Source organism: Gilliamella sp. BG7 (assembly GCF_046635565.1).
Classification (GTDB): domain Bacteria; phylum Pseudomonadota; class Gammaproteobacteria; order Enterobacterales; family Orbaceae; genus Gilliamella; species Gilliamella apicola_P.
In genome coordinates this window covers 24,704-38,495 of the sequence record NZ_JBIDFB010000017.1, presented here as the reverse complement: position 1 = coordinate 38,495, position 13,792 = coordinate 24,704, and the positions used below count along the sequence as shown (strand labels likewise).

19 protein-coding genes are annotated in these 13,792 nt (G+C 37.2%); all 19 read left to right on the top strand.

What is annotated here, in order from left to right:
- Positions 1–85: 85 nt before the first annotated feature.
- The 19 genes from ACGH49_RS10305 to ACGH49_RS10215 all read left to right on the top strand — a co-directional run bounded on the left by ACGH49_RS10305 (position 86) and on the right by ACGH49_RS10215 (position 13,782).
- Entirely contained in the window at positions 86–310 is a 225-nt protein-coding gene (locus ACGH49_RS10305) for a phage holin family protein (protein WP_080702289.1), read from the top strand.
- The gene (locus ACGH49_RS10300) at positions 270–803 is read left to right on the top strand and encodes a lysozyme (protein ID WP_411589280.1); all 534 of its coding nucleotides are present in this window, start codon (positions 270–272) and stop codon (positions 801–803) included. The genes ACGH49_RS10305 and ACGH49_RS10300 overlap by 41 nt, the downstream gene beginning before the upstream one ends.
- A gap of 67 nt (positions 804–870) precedes the next feature.
- Entirely contained in the window at positions 871–1,239 is a 369-nt protein-coding gene (locus tag ACGH49_RS10295; protein ID WP_411589278.1) for a hypothetical protein, read from the top strand.
- Between the two features lie 122 nt (positions 1,240–1,361).
- On the top strand, positions 1,362–1,598 hold the full coding sequence (locus ACGH49_RS10290; RefSeq protein WP_411589277.1) for a hypothetical protein: 237 nt from the start codon (positions 1,362–1,364) through the stop codon (positions 1,596–1,598).
- A gap of 9 nt (positions 1,599–1,607) precedes the next feature.
- Entirely contained in the window at positions 1,608–2,876 is a 1,269-nt protein-coding gene (locus tag ACGH49_RS10285) for a hypothetical protein (RefSeq protein ID WP_411589276.1), read from the top strand.
- A gap of 224 nt (positions 2,877–3,100) precedes the next feature.
- Positions 3,101–3,397, top strand: a complete 297-nt coding sequence (locus ACGH49_RS10280) for a KilA-N domain-containing protein (RefSeq protein WP_411589275.1) — start codon at positions 3,101–3,103, stop codon at positions 3,395–3,397.
- Positions 3,387–3,605: a hypothetical protein gene (locus ACGH49_RS10275; RefSeq protein ID WP_411589274.1), complete on the top strand. Its 219-nt coding sequence runs from the start codon at positions 3,387–3,389 to the stop codon at positions 3,603–3,605. The genes ACGH49_RS10280 and ACGH49_RS10275 overlap by 11 nt, the downstream gene beginning before the upstream one ends.
- An 11-nt stretch (positions 3,606–3,616) precedes the next feature.
- Positions 3,617–3,982, top strand: coding sequence for a hypothetical protein (locus tag ACGH49_RS10270; RefSeq protein WP_411589273.1), 366 nt, complete (start codon positions 3,617–3,619; stop codon positions 3,980–3,982).
- Between the two features lie 72 nt (positions 3,983–4,054).
- A complete protein-coding gene (locus ACGH49_RS10265) occupies positions 4,055–4,657 on the top strand; it encodes a hypothetical protein (RefSeq protein ID WP_411589272.1) in 603 nt (200 codons plus the stop codon).
- On the top strand, positions 4,657–6,159 hold the full coding sequence (locus tag ACGH49_RS10260; RefSeq protein WP_411589271.1) for a terminase: 1,503 nt from the start codon (positions 4,657–4,659) through the stop codon (positions 6,157–6,159). Before ACGH49_RS10265 ends, ACGH49_RS10260 begins: the two co-directional genes overlap by 1 nt.
- Positions 6,159–7,556, top strand: a complete 1,398-nt coding sequence (locus ACGH49_RS10255; RefSeq protein ID WP_411589270.1) for a DUF4055 domain-containing protein — start codon at positions 6,159–6,161, stop codon at positions 7,554–7,556. Before ACGH49_RS10260 ends, ACGH49_RS10255 begins: the two co-directional genes overlap by 1 nt.
- Positions 7,546–8,610 (top strand): hypothetical protein, encoded by a 1,065-nt coding sequence (locus ACGH49_RS10250; RefSeq protein ID WP_411589268.1) that lies wholly within the window; start codon positions 7,546–7,548, stop codon positions 8,608–8,610. The genes ACGH49_RS10255 and ACGH49_RS10250 overlap by 11 nt, the downstream gene beginning before the upstream one ends.
- Before the next feature lie 88 nt (positions 8,611–8,698).
- Complete coding sequence (locus ACGH49_RS10245; protein WP_411589267.1) at positions 8,699–9,466, top strand: hypothetical protein; 768 nt, start codon at positions 8,699–8,701, stop codon at positions 9,464–9,466.
- Positions 9,467–9,480: 14 nt separating this feature from the next.
- Positions 9,481–10,455 carry a major capsid protein gene (locus ACGH49_RS10240; protein ID WP_411589266.1) on the top strand — a complete coding sequence of 325 codons (975 nt, stop codon included), beginning with the start codon at positions 9,481–9,483 and terminating at the stop codon, positions 10,453–10,455.
- A 14-nt stretch (positions 10,456–10,469) separates the two neighbouring features.
- On the top strand, positions 10,470–10,952 hold the full coding sequence (locus ACGH49_RS10235) for a DnaT-like ssDNA-binding protein (protein ID WP_411589265.1): 483 nt from the start codon (positions 10,470–10,472) through the stop codon (positions 10,950–10,952).
- Entirely contained in the window at positions 10,946–11,323 is a 378-nt protein-coding gene (locus ACGH49_RS10230) for a hypothetical protein (protein WP_411589264.1), read from the top strand. Before ACGH49_RS10235 ends, ACGH49_RS10230 begins: the two co-directional genes overlap by 7 nt.
- Entirely contained in the window at positions 11,320–11,778 is a 459-nt protein-coding gene (locus ACGH49_RS10225; RefSeq protein ID WP_411589263.1) for a hypothetical protein, read from the top strand. Before ACGH49_RS10230 ends, ACGH49_RS10225 begins: the two co-directional genes overlap by 4 nt.
- Positions 11,779–11,781: 3 nt before the next feature.
- The gene (locus ACGH49_RS10220) at positions 11,782–13,317 is read left to right on the top strand and encodes a phage tail tube protein (RefSeq protein ID WP_411589262.1); all 1,536 of its coding nucleotides are present in this window, start codon (positions 11,782–11,784) and stop codon (positions 13,315–13,317) included.
- Positions 13,318–13,362: 45 nt separating this feature from the next.
- Positions 13,363–13,782: a hypothetical protein gene (locus tag ACGH49_RS10215; protein ID WP_411589261.1), complete on the top strand. Its 420-nt coding sequence runs from the start codon at positions 13,363–13,365 to the stop codon at positions 13,780–13,782.
- Positions 13,783–13,792: the final 10 nt, after the last annotated feature.

The window sequence follows — 13,792 nt, the reverse complement described above, 5'->3', positions numbered from 1 at the left end:
GAATCGACAGCAAAGCTAGACACACACATAACTAACATTTAGAGCTAGTACGCTGTCACATCATTAACTAACAAGAATATTCATCATGGAAAAATATACTTCACCGATTTCGTATTTTTGGGGAGCTATATGCACTCTATTTGGCGCGCTCAGTTTGAACGATATTGCTATCGTGGTTGGTATTATTTTATCAATAGCGACGTTTATTATTAACTGGGTATATAAACGCCGAGACTTTTATCATAAAAAGAATTTGAGAGAACAATACTATGAAAAACACAACAAGAATAGCGACGAGTGCGATTTGTAGTGTTTCGGTAATCATTGGTATTGTTATTGCTAATTACTCAGACGAAATCAGAACGAGCAAAGCAGGGCTTGAAATAATCGGCAACGCTGAATCATGCGTACGGGAGCCGTATTATTGTCCTGCTAATGTATTAACGGTTGGTATTGGTTCAACGGGTAACATTCAACAAAAAGTCTACGCAGACGAGGAAATAGCTCAGCGTTGGGTAGATGATATCAAAAAAGCAGAAATGTGTGTTAATCGTTACGCTAATGGTTTTCATATACCACAGCATGTTTTTGATGCTGTTACTTCGATTACATTTAATGTTGGTTGCACAAAGATACGTACTTCAACAATGTATAAACATCTGAACAATGGCGATTATAAAGCGGCTTGTAATGAGTTCCCAAGGTGGAATAAAGCAGGCGGTAAAGTTTTGAATGGCTTAGTAATCAGACGAGAAAAGGAGAAAGCGTTATGTCTATCTTATGCTTCATCATCGCTTCAATAATGGCTGTTAATGATGTCAACGGCTGGGGTTGGTTTTTATTTGTATCGTTATTGTTGAGTGATTCATCATGTTCAAATTGTCTAAAGTGAATATAGTAAGCATAGCATTAATCATTGTTAGTTTTGCTTTTACTATCTATTTCGGTTACGACAATTATCAAGAGAAAAAGCAGCTCAAAAAAGATAACACTGAGCTATCTGAGAAAATCGAACAGTTGAACCAGAGCATTGCTAAAAACAATCAAATCATAGCAGATAATGAGCAAAGCAAACGCGAGCTAGAAAACCAATCACTAGAACGTCAGGAGCAAATTAATGAGCAACTCAAAAATAATAGCTGTGCTAATGAGCGTGTTCCTCATGCTATCTCTAACAGCCTGTACAACAGAGCGAAAGGTCTACGTCAATCGACCGATACCAGCAAATTTACTCAGTGATTGCCTACCAAATTTACCGCCGAAATCAATGACTTTCGGCGATAGCTTGAGATATAACGAGCATTTGTTAAATGTTATCGAGAAGTGTAATAGAGATAAACAAGCTATAAGAGAGATTAGTAATGGAAATAGATAAAAATAGACTACTATTTAATGCTTTACTTGTAATGATAAAAAAAAGTAAACACCAAGTTAACATTTCCAATATTTCAGATATAATTGGTATTGATTATCTAAAAGTTAGAGATAACTTGATAAGTCTTGATGATTTTCCCAAGCCAATTATAGATAGCCCGCTACCTTTATCTAAAGGTTGGCTTTTATATGATATTTTGGATTGGGCAATAAAGCAAAAATAAGAGGTCTTAATGGCAGTTAAGTCTAATATTTTGAAGTCTAATATATCCAAATTAATGAGTAAAGTTTCAGATATCGACAAAGATGAAACGATAGTTTGCAAAGCTCTTAGAGAACTATATGGATTGGTTGAAAGATTAAATCAATTACAAGTTGATGATTTGCGAGAACGTGAAATTTTGCTTGTACAAAACTTTGCAAATAGATTTATAACTAAACAAAACAGAAATCAGTTAAGTAAAAATGAGCTTAGCAGTTTCAGTTTATTGAAAGATATATTAATGGCAACTTATATTGTCAAAACTGCTTATAATAATATAGTAAAATCCGCACATAGAACGGAAGCTGAATTAGCAGCTCTTGTAGAGGATATTGAAAATATAAAGAAACAAAAAGAAGAGTATGCTGATTTATTATCTACAGCTTTTAAATTAAAAGAACTAGAAAGTGAAATAAATGATGCTGAAGAAAGTTTAGGAAAAATAGAAGCAATAAAAGAACAAGTGAATGACAATATTAATTCTATTTCTGAAATTTTGGAAACATCAAATGAAGAAATTAAAGAAATAAAATCTAATAAGTTAGAATCAAATAGATTAATACAAGAGATCGAAAACAATAAAGATTTAATGCAAGAGCAACTTGAAAATATAGCTGATAGTCAAAAAGCTCATGAAAAGATATCTAATGATTTAGAAAAACTTTGTTCAGAGACTGAAAAGAAATTTAATACACAGAAGATTGAAATACAAAATATAATTGATGATGCTAATAGAGCCAGCATGGCTGGTTCCTTTAAATCAAGAAAAGATGAAGTAACAAAATCTATCCGCTGGTTAGATGGTTTTACTTATGGTGCATTAACAATTATTTTCTTAATGTCACTTTATCTTTTTTATTCTAGTTACAGTGATAAAACTTTCTCATTAATTCATTTCATTTCAAAAATACCCATAACTTTCCCATTAGTATGGTTAGCTTGGTTAACGAGTAGAAAAAGTGCTTATCTAATGAGAATTCGTGAGGATTATGCTTATAAATATTCATCAGCTATGGCTTTTGAAGGCTATAAAAAACAAGTGCAAGAAATCTCTCCTGACTTATTGGCGCAACTTTTAGATATAGCCGTTACTAATTTAGGTGATAACCCTATTAGATTATTTGATAAAAAAGTGAAACACACCCCCATTAATTATGAAGAGCTTCTTGTAGAAGCTAAGAAATTAACACAAGATCAATTAGATGCATTAATAAAAACATTATCATCGTTAAATAGATAGTTATCCATAACTATTTAATAACCGCCAAAAGGGCGGTTTTTTTATGTCTATTTTCTTTGATATGCCCCAAACCAAATTCACTTTTCAATCAATCATAATGCCATCACACGGCAAATATTAACCAAGAGCTTTACAGAATGAGCCTGAGAGAATGACAGCTAATGTCTTAACTCTTGGGGCTGTTTATTCTGTGTGACTTAGGCTCATTCTATAAAGGACATAATATGAATATTATTAAATTCGATTTTAAGGGTCATCAAGTTGGTTTCAATGATGATGGATGGATTAACGCAACAGAAGCGGCATCAAGATTTGGTAAACGTCCAAATGACTGGCTAATTCTTCCTGATACAGTTAATTATATCAATGCTTTAGAATCTACATACCAGAAAATCCCGTATGTAAAAACTAGCCGAGCCAGAAAGGATCGTGGTGGTGGTACTTGGATTCACCCTAAATTAGCGGTTAGGTTTGCACGTTGGTTATCTGTTGATTTTGAGATATGGTGTCGTGCTACCTAAAAAGGTTTATCTGAGCATCAAAGAGCGCACAAAGAAAGGTGAAAAAATTCATCAGTTCTTAAAGCCAGATGCACTAAAAGCAGTAGAAGACCAGTTAATAGCAATAACAACAATTGCAAAAGGCTGTATTGATTACAAAGATTTTGAGGCTCGATGCTCAACAATATTTAATACAAAAGGACAGATCAAATTTATATTAGCTGCATAACGGTAACTGTCATGGATAATAATAAAAACCCTATTTTTTATGCTCGCATTGTTAGTATCTCATATGTAGAGCATCTCATTAGAATAAATGGCGATAATATTTTTAAGCACCATTTAGGAGATCTAGAATCAGAACCTGACAGCCTCGCATCTTTTTTGGAAGGATACTATGAACAACACATTTCCGAATTTGAGCGTATGTGTATGTACGGCTCAATGATTGATCTAAATAAAACAAAAGAAGGTTGTTCATTTAAAATTGGTACTACTTTTTATTTAAATCAATCAGGCATAGATATATTAAACAATCTAATGAGTGATTTCATTCTAATGAAATCAGAAGAGAAAGAAACAAAATCAAGCGTTACATATCATTAATATTAAGGTTAATCATGTTTGTTGAGATAAAGAGAAATTAAACAAATTCAATTATTAATTTAAGGAAAGATTATGAAAAAGCCAGACTGGGAGGCTATCGAATCAGCCTACAGGGCTGGATTACTATCTATAAGAGAGATAGCTTCACAACACGGAATAACTCACGGCGCAATAAATAAAAGAGCAAAGCGTGATGGATGGGAAAGAGATTTAAGCTCAAAAATTAAAAACAAAGCAGACTCATTGGTATCCAAAAAAGAGGTATCCACTCAGGTATCCAGTGAAAATAAGTTAAACGAGCGGATACTCATTGAAGCTAATGCTGAGGTTATTGCCAATGTTCGCATGGAACATCGTGGAGATATCCGAAAAGCACGTAATATTGCTAACGCTTTGTTTGAAGAGCTTGGCGCTGAATGTGCTGATATAGAGGCATTCAAAAAACTTGGTGAGTTATTAGCAAATCCAGACCAAAACGGCAGGGACAAACTCAATGAAGTTTACATGTCAGTTATATCAATGCCGGAAAGGGTGAAATCAATGAAAGCATTAAGTGAAACGCTGAAAAATTTAATCACTTTAGAGCGTCAAGCTTACAACATTGATGACACACCAAAAGATAATTCAGTTGGCCAACTTTCGGATTTAATGGATAAACTATCACGGGAGGGTTAATGTTATCTCCTGGTCATCTAAAAAAACTCAGCAATAAGCTTTGGCGTTTAAATAATCTCTACTACATCACGGATAAAGCGGGCAAACAAATTCGCTTTATGATGACTCCTGAGCAGCTTGAATACTTCGATGGTATGCATACAAGGAATATCATTTTAAAAGCTCGGCAATTGGGTTTTACTACCGAAGTATGTATTATTCAGTTAGATGCCGCTTTATTTGAGTCAGCTAAATGTGCGTTGATTGCTCACACTTTAAATGATGCTAAAAGATTATTTAGAGAAAAAGTTAAGTATGCGTATGACAGACTACCAGAAGAAATAAAACAAGCAAATCCTGCCAGTAATGATGCCGCAGGTGAGTTGGTATTTAAAAAAGGCGGTTCGCTTTATGTATCAACTTCATTTCGAGGCGGTACACTGCGTTACTTACATGTTTCTGAGTTTGGTAAGATTTGCGCTAAGTTTCCTGATAAAGCTAAGGAAATCGTCACTGGTGCTTTTGAGGCGGTTGCTACTGGTTGTTTCATTACTATCGAAAGCACCGCTGAAGGTAAAAGTGGATATTTTTACGATTACTGTAATACAGCTGAAAAGGCACACATTCAAGGTAAGCTTTTATCATCACTAGACTGGAAGTTTTTTTTCTTCTCTTGGTGGAAGAATCCTCTTTATGCGATAGCGCCAGTTGAACCGATACCAACTCGATTAGAAGAGTATTTTAGTGAAATAAAAGCTAAGCACGGTATCGACTTAACCGAACAACAAAAAGCTTGGTATCACGCTAAAGAGAAAACGCTTGGTGATGATATGAAGCGTGAATATCCATCTATCCCAAGCGAAGCATTTGAGCAATCAATCGAGGGCGCTTACTATGCAAGGCAATTCAGAGAGCTATACAAAGAAAAACGCATTACCACGCTACCCGATAATAGCCATTTAGATGTTTACACTTATTGGGACTTAGGTATTGGTGATTCAACCGCTATTTGGTTTGTGCGTAAAGTGGGTGAAGAATTTCACATCATCGACTACTACGAAAATAGTGGCGAGGGTCTCAGGCACTATATGAAGGTACTTAAAGACAAGGCACAAAAACTTGGCTATGAATATGCTGAGCACTGGGCACCGCATGATATTGATAATCGTGAATTATCGGGTGATGGTAAGAGCCGTAAACAGATAGCAAAAGAAGGCTATGAAATTGACGGCGAGAAATACAGCATCAATTTTAAAGTTGTACCTAAATTAAGTGTTGATGATGGTATCGAATCAGTTCGTGAAATTCTCTCTCTTTGCGCATTTGATTCAAGCAAATGCGAGCAGGGTATTGCTAATTTAGAAGCGTATCGAAAAGCATGGGATGATAAAAACGGCTGTTGGCGAGATAAACCGCTTCATGACCACACCTCACACGGTGCGGATGCGTTTAGATATTTTGCTGTGGCTAATCGGAATGCACGCAGACAAGCTTTTACAATTCAAATGGAAACAACATTCTAATGAATCACGACATTACTTTTATTCGACCGGAGCACAAACAAGCATCTATTAACTGGGAAAAAATGCGGGATGTTTGTGCCGGCGCTGAAATAATTAAATCAAAAGGTAATCAGTATTTACCTTACTTAGATCCTACCGACAAGAGTGAACGTAATAAAAAACGCAATCAGGATTATATTGCAAGGGCGGTTTTTTATAACATTACTGGTCATACAAAAATTGGTTTGCTCGGAATGGCGTTCCGCAAAAAACCAGTGATCAGCGTGCCAAGCAAACTGGAATATATCAAAAATAACGCGGATGGAGCGGGGATCAGCATTTATCAGCAGTCACAATCAACACTTGAATCAGTATTAGAAGTTGGTCGGCACGGTCTGTATGTTGATTATTCCTCAGATTCTAATGAGGCTATGATTTTACCGTATAAAGCAGAAGATATTATTAACTGGCGAACACAACGAATTAACGGTAAAGATAAGCTGGTTTTAGTTGTTCTTCGGGAAGTCGTTGAAGTCTCTGACGGATATGGCTTTAAAGATATCACTCAATACAGAGAGCTAGTCATTGAAGAGGGCAAGTTTATTTGTAAGGTGTGGCGCCGCACAGGTGAAAATAACAGCGGACCTTATGAAATTGATTCTATTTATGAGCCAAAACCAAAAAATGAAGATTATTGGCAGGAAATTCCATTTACATTTGTAGGCGCTCAAAACAACGATCCAACAATTGATGATTCCCCTTTATCTTCATTAATTGAAATCAATTTAGGACACTATCGTAATAGTGCTGATTATGAAGACAGTTTGTTCTTTTGTGGCCAAGTTCAGCCTGCAATCATCGGATTAGACACTGAATGGCGAGATTTCTTAGAAAAGAATGGTGTCAAGATTGGATCTCGTACTCCATTGTTACTTCCACAGGGCGGTAATTTTGTTTATGCTCAAGCGCAACCCAACACTTTAGCGAAAGAGGGTATGGATGATAAGCGTGATTACATGGTTGCACTTGGAGCGAGGCTAATAGAACAAAACTCATCAGCAAAAACCGCAACACAAGCTAATGGTGATCAAACAGCATCAACATCCGTACTCGGTATATGTTGCTCTAACGTGTCGGAGGCTTACACGATAGTACTTAAATGGTGTGCTCATTATCTTGGGGTAGAAGTTGATGATATTGTCTGTTCTATCAATCAAGAATTTATTTCTAAAGTTGCCGATGCTGGCATGATTACCGCAGTTGTTAGTTCTTGGCAAGCTGGCGCAATTAGAAGTGAGGACATGATACGCGCAATGCAAAAACTGGACATTATTGATTCGAGCGCAGATCCTGAAACTGTTAAGCAGGAGCTGAACGACTTAAGCCCTCAATTCGAAAGGGGGGATTATGGCGATTAACGAAGAATTGCGTGATGAAAGCATCTATCACTACATCATTCTACTAAGTTATGCTAGAAGTTTGATTCAAAAATCAGTTAAATTAATCAATAAATCTAATCGAGAACTAATATCTAAATTGTATGTCGTTCTCGATGAAATGTCGCGTGAAAATTTTCAAACTAAAAGGTTGAAATCAAAATTGCATGGTGACACTGAAATAGCGGGTTTAACTCAGTTTATTGTAGATGAAATATCCAATTTTTCGCGATATGAATATGATTATCGATTGTCACTATTTAATCAGCTATTACCGAAAAATGTCACGTCTAAATCAAAATTGCAAAACGTCAAATCTGAATTATTGCTATCATTGATATTTAACAAGCCTTTCCAAGGTCGGACATTGCTAGATTGGTTAAAGAAAATGGAGGAAGATCGGATAACCCGCGTCATTAACTCTATTAGAAACTCATACGCGAAAGGTGATAGCAGCACTCAGGCACTGGAACAAATCAAGGGCTCAAGGGAGAAAAACTATAAAGACAGTGTGCTCGCAGCTGTTGCTATCAATGCATCATCAATTATTAAAACGGCAATCTCTCATACATCAACAATAGTGCAATCAGTTTTTGCGCAGAAAAATAACAAAATTATCAAGTGTAAACAATGGATATCTGTACTCGACAATAGAACAACACCAACTTGTATGATTCGGGATTCATTGCTATACACACTAGATAACGAACCTATTGGGCATGACATTCCATACGGTGACGGACCAGGCCGCATTCATTTTTGTTGCAGATCAATCGAAACATTAGTTGCTCGGTCATTCAATGAAATGGGAATTATTGCCGATAACGATGATGGTACGAGAGAGTCAATGGATGGCCAAGTTCCCGCTAAAACCTCTTATCTTGATTGGCTAAAAACACAATCACAGGAAAGGCAAGAGCAGATTTTGGGTGTTGAACGTGCTCGCATGTTGCGAGATGGAGAAATAACGGTAGATCGATTTTTTACAAGAGATGGCCACTTTTTAACTCTAGACGAACTACGTCGGACACACTAATTACCAATTATCTATCACAAGTATCACAAGGTTGCTGTATGCGGCCTTTTTTATTTTCAGAGCAAAGCTCAAATCCTAAGGGGAAATTATGTTATTTAGAGAAATCAACCAAAAGTTTTATTCAGAAGCGCAAGAAGGTGGCGATGCTGGTGGTGGCGCAACAATCACCCCAGAGGTGCAAACCTTAATTGATAAAGCGGTTACCGAAAACACGCAAGGCCTAAAAAATAAAAATCACGAATTGCTAGGCAAGCAAAAGGCATTATCTGAAAAACTTAAGCAGTTTGAAGGGATTGATCCTGACGCTGTCAAAGCAATCTTACAGCGATTTTCAGATGATGAAGAAGCAAAACTTATTTCAGCAGGGAAAATCGATGAGGTATTAAACAAACGCACAGAGCGATTTAGAAGCGAGTTTGATAAAAAACTTAAAGCTGAACAAGAGCGAGCTGATACAGCACAAAAGAAAGCCGAAAAGTATAGCAGTATTGTGCTTAGCAACAAAATGACTAATGCGGCATTAAAAGCAGGAGCGTTACCAGAAGCGCTAGAAGATATTAGTTTACGTGCCAAAGGCATGTTTATTTTAAGTGATGACGGCGAGGCTGTCGCAGTAGGACAAGATGGCGAACCTTTACTTGGTAAAGACGGTAAAACTCCGTTAACACCTCAGGAGTGGGTGGAATCATTAAAAGATAATGCTCCTCACCTATTTCCAAGAGCCGAAGGCACTGGAGGTGGAGGACACAAGGCAGGCAGTTCTAATTTAGTCCGTTCAAAAATGACCAGCACGGAAAAACACAACTACATCCAGAAATATGGTCAACAAGCATATTTAAAATTACCAAAAGATTAAGAGGAAGTTAAATAATGGCAACAACAGTAAATACAGATTTAATCATTTACAACGATTTAGCACAAACCGCATTTTTAGAACGACGTCAAGACAACTTGGATGTATTTAATGCGGCATCTAATGGTGCAATTCTTATCGATAATGAATTGATTGAGGGAGATTTTCGTAAACGAGCATTTTACAAAATTAACGGCTCTATCGATCCTCGTAATGTTACTTCGATTGATTCCGTTGAAGGTAAAAAAATCGGCGCAGGTGAAGCGGTGGGCGTTAAAGTACCATGGAAATATGGACCTTATGAAACAACAGAAGAAGCATTTAAACGCCGTGGACGTGATATTTCTGAATTTTCAGAGGTGATCGGCGTTGATGTGGCTGACGCTACGTTGGAAGGTTATGTTAAATATGCTATCAATTCTCTAATGGCCGCTATTGGTGCTAACACTGATATGACAGTAACCGCAGATATCGCGACCGATGGGAAGAAAACTTTAACAAAAGGACTGCGTAAATACGGTGACAAGTTTAATCGTGTCGCTTTATTTGTTATGCACTCCACAACTTACTTTGACATTGTAGATCAGGCAATGGATAACAAGCTATACGAAGAAGCTGGCGTTGTGGTTTACGGCGGACAACCGGGAACATTAGGTAAGCCCGTATTGGTTACCGATTCTGCGCCAGTTGATGCGATTTTAGGTTTAGTTGCAAGTGCTGTAAAAATCACTGAGTCACAAGCTCCGGGCTTTCGCTCTTATGACATCAATACGCAGGAAAACTTAGCAATCGGATATCGTGCTGAGGGTACAGTTAACATTGACTTACTCGGTTATAGCTGGGATACATCAAAAGGTTCTAACCCAGATTTAACTAAACTGAGCAATCGCGCCAACTGGAAAAAACATTTCGACAATAAATCAACTGCGGGCGTTTTAATCAAATTAGGAACATCAAAACCCAAAGCAGTAGAACCCAAAGCAGCTAACTAAAGAAAGGGGCGATAATGATGATCAACGTACATCCGTCGCCCGTTGCTAATAGCTATGTAACCGAAGATGAGTTTAAGCTGTTTTGTGAATTGCGAGATATTAGTATCACGGTTGATACGAGTGTTTTACTGACTAACGCGATGGATTATTTAAATGCATTGCGCTGGCGAGGGAAAAAAACTGATAGTGATCAGCCGTTACCATTTCCTAGGGTAGGTATTATTCATGATAACGAAGCTATTTCATCTGAAAACGTGCCAGCGAACATCAAGCTAGCTCAATGTTGGCTTGCTATATATTCGCAAGAGACTGAGTTAATGCCGATTAATGAACAGTCTCATGTTGTTCAAGAGACGATCTCTGTTATTTCAGTTCGATATTCAGATAAAGGTGACGGATCAGCTTATGCGCCGTCATTTCCGATTGTTGATAAACTTTTATCTGACTTTATTAATTCTGATAAATACGCTATTAGCACAAGGGCTATACGATGCTAAAAAGTAGAAACTACGGACAATACGTAAAGCTGAAAAAAACGGCAACACGGCTAATTGATAAATTTGGTCAACAAGTTGAGGTTACTAGAACTATTGCAATTCCATCAGCTGACGAGTGGAAAAGTGATAGAGTGGAAACAAAAATTTTCAACGTTATTATGACGTTCATTTCTGGTAATGGAGAGCGATACTTTGATGTATTTGACACTGAAATAACAGAGGATAGCGATATCGTTCTAATCCCTGCCAGCAGTTACATTCCAGAAAAAAACGACAAAATCAAAAAGGGAGGTAAGCAATTTACAATAGAAAAAGTAAAAATATTAGCTCCTGCTGATGTTGAATTGCTTTATATGGCGGTGCTTGTATGACAACAAATTACGAAGAAGCCCATGATTTAATTAAATCCATTTTTGTTAAAAAGTGGGCAACAAAGGCAGAAAACGAAATCGGTTATAAGCCGACGATCATCTGGCAAGGTAAAGATGAACTTACTAAACCAGACAAAGATAAGTGTTTTTGTCGATTTTCTGTGTGGACAGCTAAAGAGACGCAAACAACGCTTGGATGTAATGATTTGGATGTGGAAACTTGGCGCAATCGGTATAGGACTGACGGCTATTTAATGGTGCAGATTTTTGCACCAAAGTCAGCACTAAACGGGAGTGAATTATCACGTTCTCTCGCTGTTTTAGCGCGAGATATTTATAGACATATTGATGGTCCGGTTAAATTTAAAAACGGCAGAGTACAGGAACTCGATAGTGAGCAGGGGTTTTATCGAACAAACACGATAGTAGATTTTACGTATGACGAAGTAGGTTAAAACATGACATGTAAAAACAAAACAATTGACAGCAATACAGCAGGGCTATACATCGCAACAGAAGAATGCCTCAAAGTTTTGCCCGAAAACCCAGTGTGGCGCGGCATTGAGGTGAACAGTTATAGTGATTTGGGAGGCTCGACAACATTATTACAACGTGAAACGATCAACCCATCGCGACAAAACCCAAAAGGGAAGATTGTTGATCTAGATGCCAACGCTGGATTCACAGTTGATTTCACTAAAAATATTTTAACCTGGCTGATGCAAGGTTTTATGTTTGCAGATGCGCGACAGAAATTCACAACTAAACCACTGGACGGCACGCCGAACAAAATAATCAGTATTGATGCTGATGGTTATAACCTCGAATCTATGAGAGTTAATCCGCCGTCGGACAGGACGATTATTTTCGTTTCTGGTTGTGCTAATCATAAAAACAACGGAGTTAAAATTGTTACTAGTGCAACAGCAGGAAAAATAAAAGTTAATGACTCGCTAATCAAAGACACCAACGTTAATAATGATGCAAAGCTAACGGCGGTTGGGTTTAAATTTAAACAAGGGGAATGCTCAATAGTAGCTAGTAACGGCGGATTTCCAATGCTGGTTACAACGAAAACAAAATTAACATCACTAAATTTAACGGTTGGCGAGTGGGTTTTTCTAGGCGGAGATGTCGAAAATTCAACATTTAAAGTAAATAAAGGTTTTGCTCGCATAACAGATATAAAAGATAACTCGCTCACGTTTGATGATACAGATTTTAAGCCGCTTGATGAGGCTGACAAAGATCTAGAGCTGGAGATGTACTTCGGAACAGTCATTAAAAATGAAAATCGACAAGAGCTGATAAAAAAACGCTCATACCACATTGAACGCACGTTAGGCGACAACGGAGATGGGCTTCAAGCACAGTACGTTACAGGCGCGGTAGCGAACGAAATTAAATTCAATTTATCAACAGCAAAATATATCACTTGCGATTTAAGCTATGTTGCATGTAGTTCATTAACTCGGAAAGGTGGTGAGCGGCTGGGCGGTGTGCGGTTAGAGTCTGATAAAAGTGAAGCATATAACACAACATCAAATATTTATCGCCAAAAATTGAGTGTGATAGATAACACATCATCAACGCCAAAGGCTTTATTTGCGTATGTAACAGATTCTAACTTGTCAATAAGCAATGGCGTTGCAGGAATCAAAGCTCTGGGTATTCTGGGTAGTTTTGATGTTTCTGTTGGTAATTTCAATGTGACGGGGTCACTGACGGCATTTTTCTCATCTGTTGATGCTATCGAAGCGATTAGAAATAACGCTGACGTTGGTTTCTCTGCTATTTTAGCATCAAATAATGCTGGTGCTATTTTTGATATTCCGTTGCTCGCATTGAGTGGCGGTATTCCGAATGTGGAGAAAGACCAAAAAATCACAATTCCGCTTGAAAAAACTGGGGCAGAAAACAAACACGGTTACACTATGATGTATCAGTCTTTTGAATATTTACCTGATGTTGCAATGCCTGTCGTTAATGATTAATAACAAAACAAAGCCTCGATTGAGGCTTTTTTATTGGAGAAAAAAATGAGTTTATTTGAACAATTTGAAACAGATAAAACAAAAGAAAAAGATGGCGTGCCGGTTGAATATGTAGCTAACGCTGATGGTACTATCCCAACATTTTATATAGCTAGAATCGGCGGTGCTAATTCTAAATATTCGTTGTTAATTAAAAAGCTGACAAAACAATATAAACGACAAATTCAGCTAGACGCATTGCCAGAAGAAAAACTTATTGAAATCTCAATTAGAGCGTTTTCAGAGGGTGCGCTACGAGGTTGGGATAACATTCAAGATAGAAAAGGTAAAAATATTCCATTTTCTATTGAAAATGCCTGTGACCTATTCAAACAGCTACCAGATTTATTCGCAGACTTAGTATCGCAAGCAAACGATATCGATTTATATAAGTCGGTGCAAATCGAGGAAGACATAAAAAACTAATCGACGTCCT

What these genes read in the sequence shown, in the direction of transcription:
- ACGH49_RS10270 (WP_411589273.1), top strand. Translation starts at nt 3,617, where the DNA reads ATGGATAATAATAAAAACCCTATTTTTTATGCTCGCATTGTTAGTATC.
- ACGH49_RS10250 (WP_411589268.1), top strand. Translation starts at nt 7,546, where the DNA reads ATGGCGATTAACGAAGAATTGCGTGATGAAAGCATCTATCACTACATC.
- ACGH49_RS10240 (WP_411589266.1), top strand. Translation starts at nt 9,481, where the DNA reads ATGGCAACAACAGTAAATACAGATTTAATCATTTACAACGATTTAGCA.
- ACGH49_RS10230 (WP_411589264.1), top strand. Translation starts at nt 10,946, where the DNA reads ATGCTAAAAAGTAGAAACTACGGACAATACGTAAAGCTGAAAAAAACG.
- ACGH49_RS10235 (WP_411589265.1), top strand. Translation starts at nt 10,470, where the DNA reads ATGATGATCAACGTACATCCGTCGCCCGTTGCTAATAGCTATGTAACC.
- ACGH49_RS10265 (WP_411589272.1), top strand. Translation starts at nt 4,055, where the DNA reads ATGAAAAAGCCAGACTGGGAGGCTATCGAATCAGCCTACAGGGCTGGA.
- ACGH49_RS10280 (WP_411589275.1), top strand. Translation starts at nt 3,101, where the DNA reads ATGAATATTATTAAATTCGATTTTAAGGGTCATCAAGTTGGTTTCAAT.
- ACGH49_RS10245 (WP_411589267.1), top strand. Translation starts at nt 8,699, where the DNA reads ATGTTATTTAGAGAAATCAACCAAAAGTTTTATTCAGAAGCGCAAGAA.
- ACGH49_RS10300 (WP_411589280.1), top strand. Translation starts at nt 270, where the DNA reads ATGAAAAACACAACAAGAATAGCGACGAGTGCGATTTGTAGTGTTTCG.
- ACGH49_RS10305 (WP_080702289.1), top strand. Translation starts at nt 86, where the DNA reads ATGGAAAAATATACTTCACCGATTTCGTATTTTTGGGGAGCTATATGC.
- ACGH49_RS10255 (WP_411589270.1), top strand. Translation starts at nt 6,159, where the DNA reads ATGAATCACGACATTACTTTTATTCGACCGGAGCACAAACAAGCATCT.
- ACGH49_RS10220 (WP_411589262.1), top strand. Translation starts at nt 11,782, where the DNA reads ATGACATGTAAAAACAAAACAATTGACAGCAATACAGCAGGGCTATAC.
- ACGH49_RS10295 (WP_411589278.1), top strand. Translation starts at nt 871, where the DNA reads ATGTTCAAATTGTCTAAAGTGAATATAGTAAGCATAGCATTAATCATT.
- ACGH49_RS10225 (WP_411589263.1), top strand. Translation starts at nt 11,320, where the DNA reads ATGACAACAAATTACGAAGAAGCCCATGATTTAATTAAATCCATTTTT.
- ACGH49_RS10290 (WP_411589277.1), top strand. Translation starts at nt 1,362, where the DNA reads ATGGAAATAGATAAAAATAGACTACTATTTAATGCTTTACTTGTAATG.
- ACGH49_RS10260 (WP_411589271.1), top strand. Translation starts at nt 4,657, where the DNA reads ATGTTATCTCCTGGTCATCTAAAAAAACTCAGCAATAAGCTTTGGCGT.
- ACGH49_RS10285 (WP_411589276.1), top strand. Translation starts at nt 1,608, where the DNA reads ATGGCAGTTAAGTCTAATATTTTGAAGTCTAATATATCCAAATTAATG.
- ACGH49_RS10215 (WP_411589261.1), top strand. Translation starts at nt 13,363, where the DNA reads ATGAGTTTATTTGAACAATTTGAAACAGATAAAACAAAAGAAAAAGAT.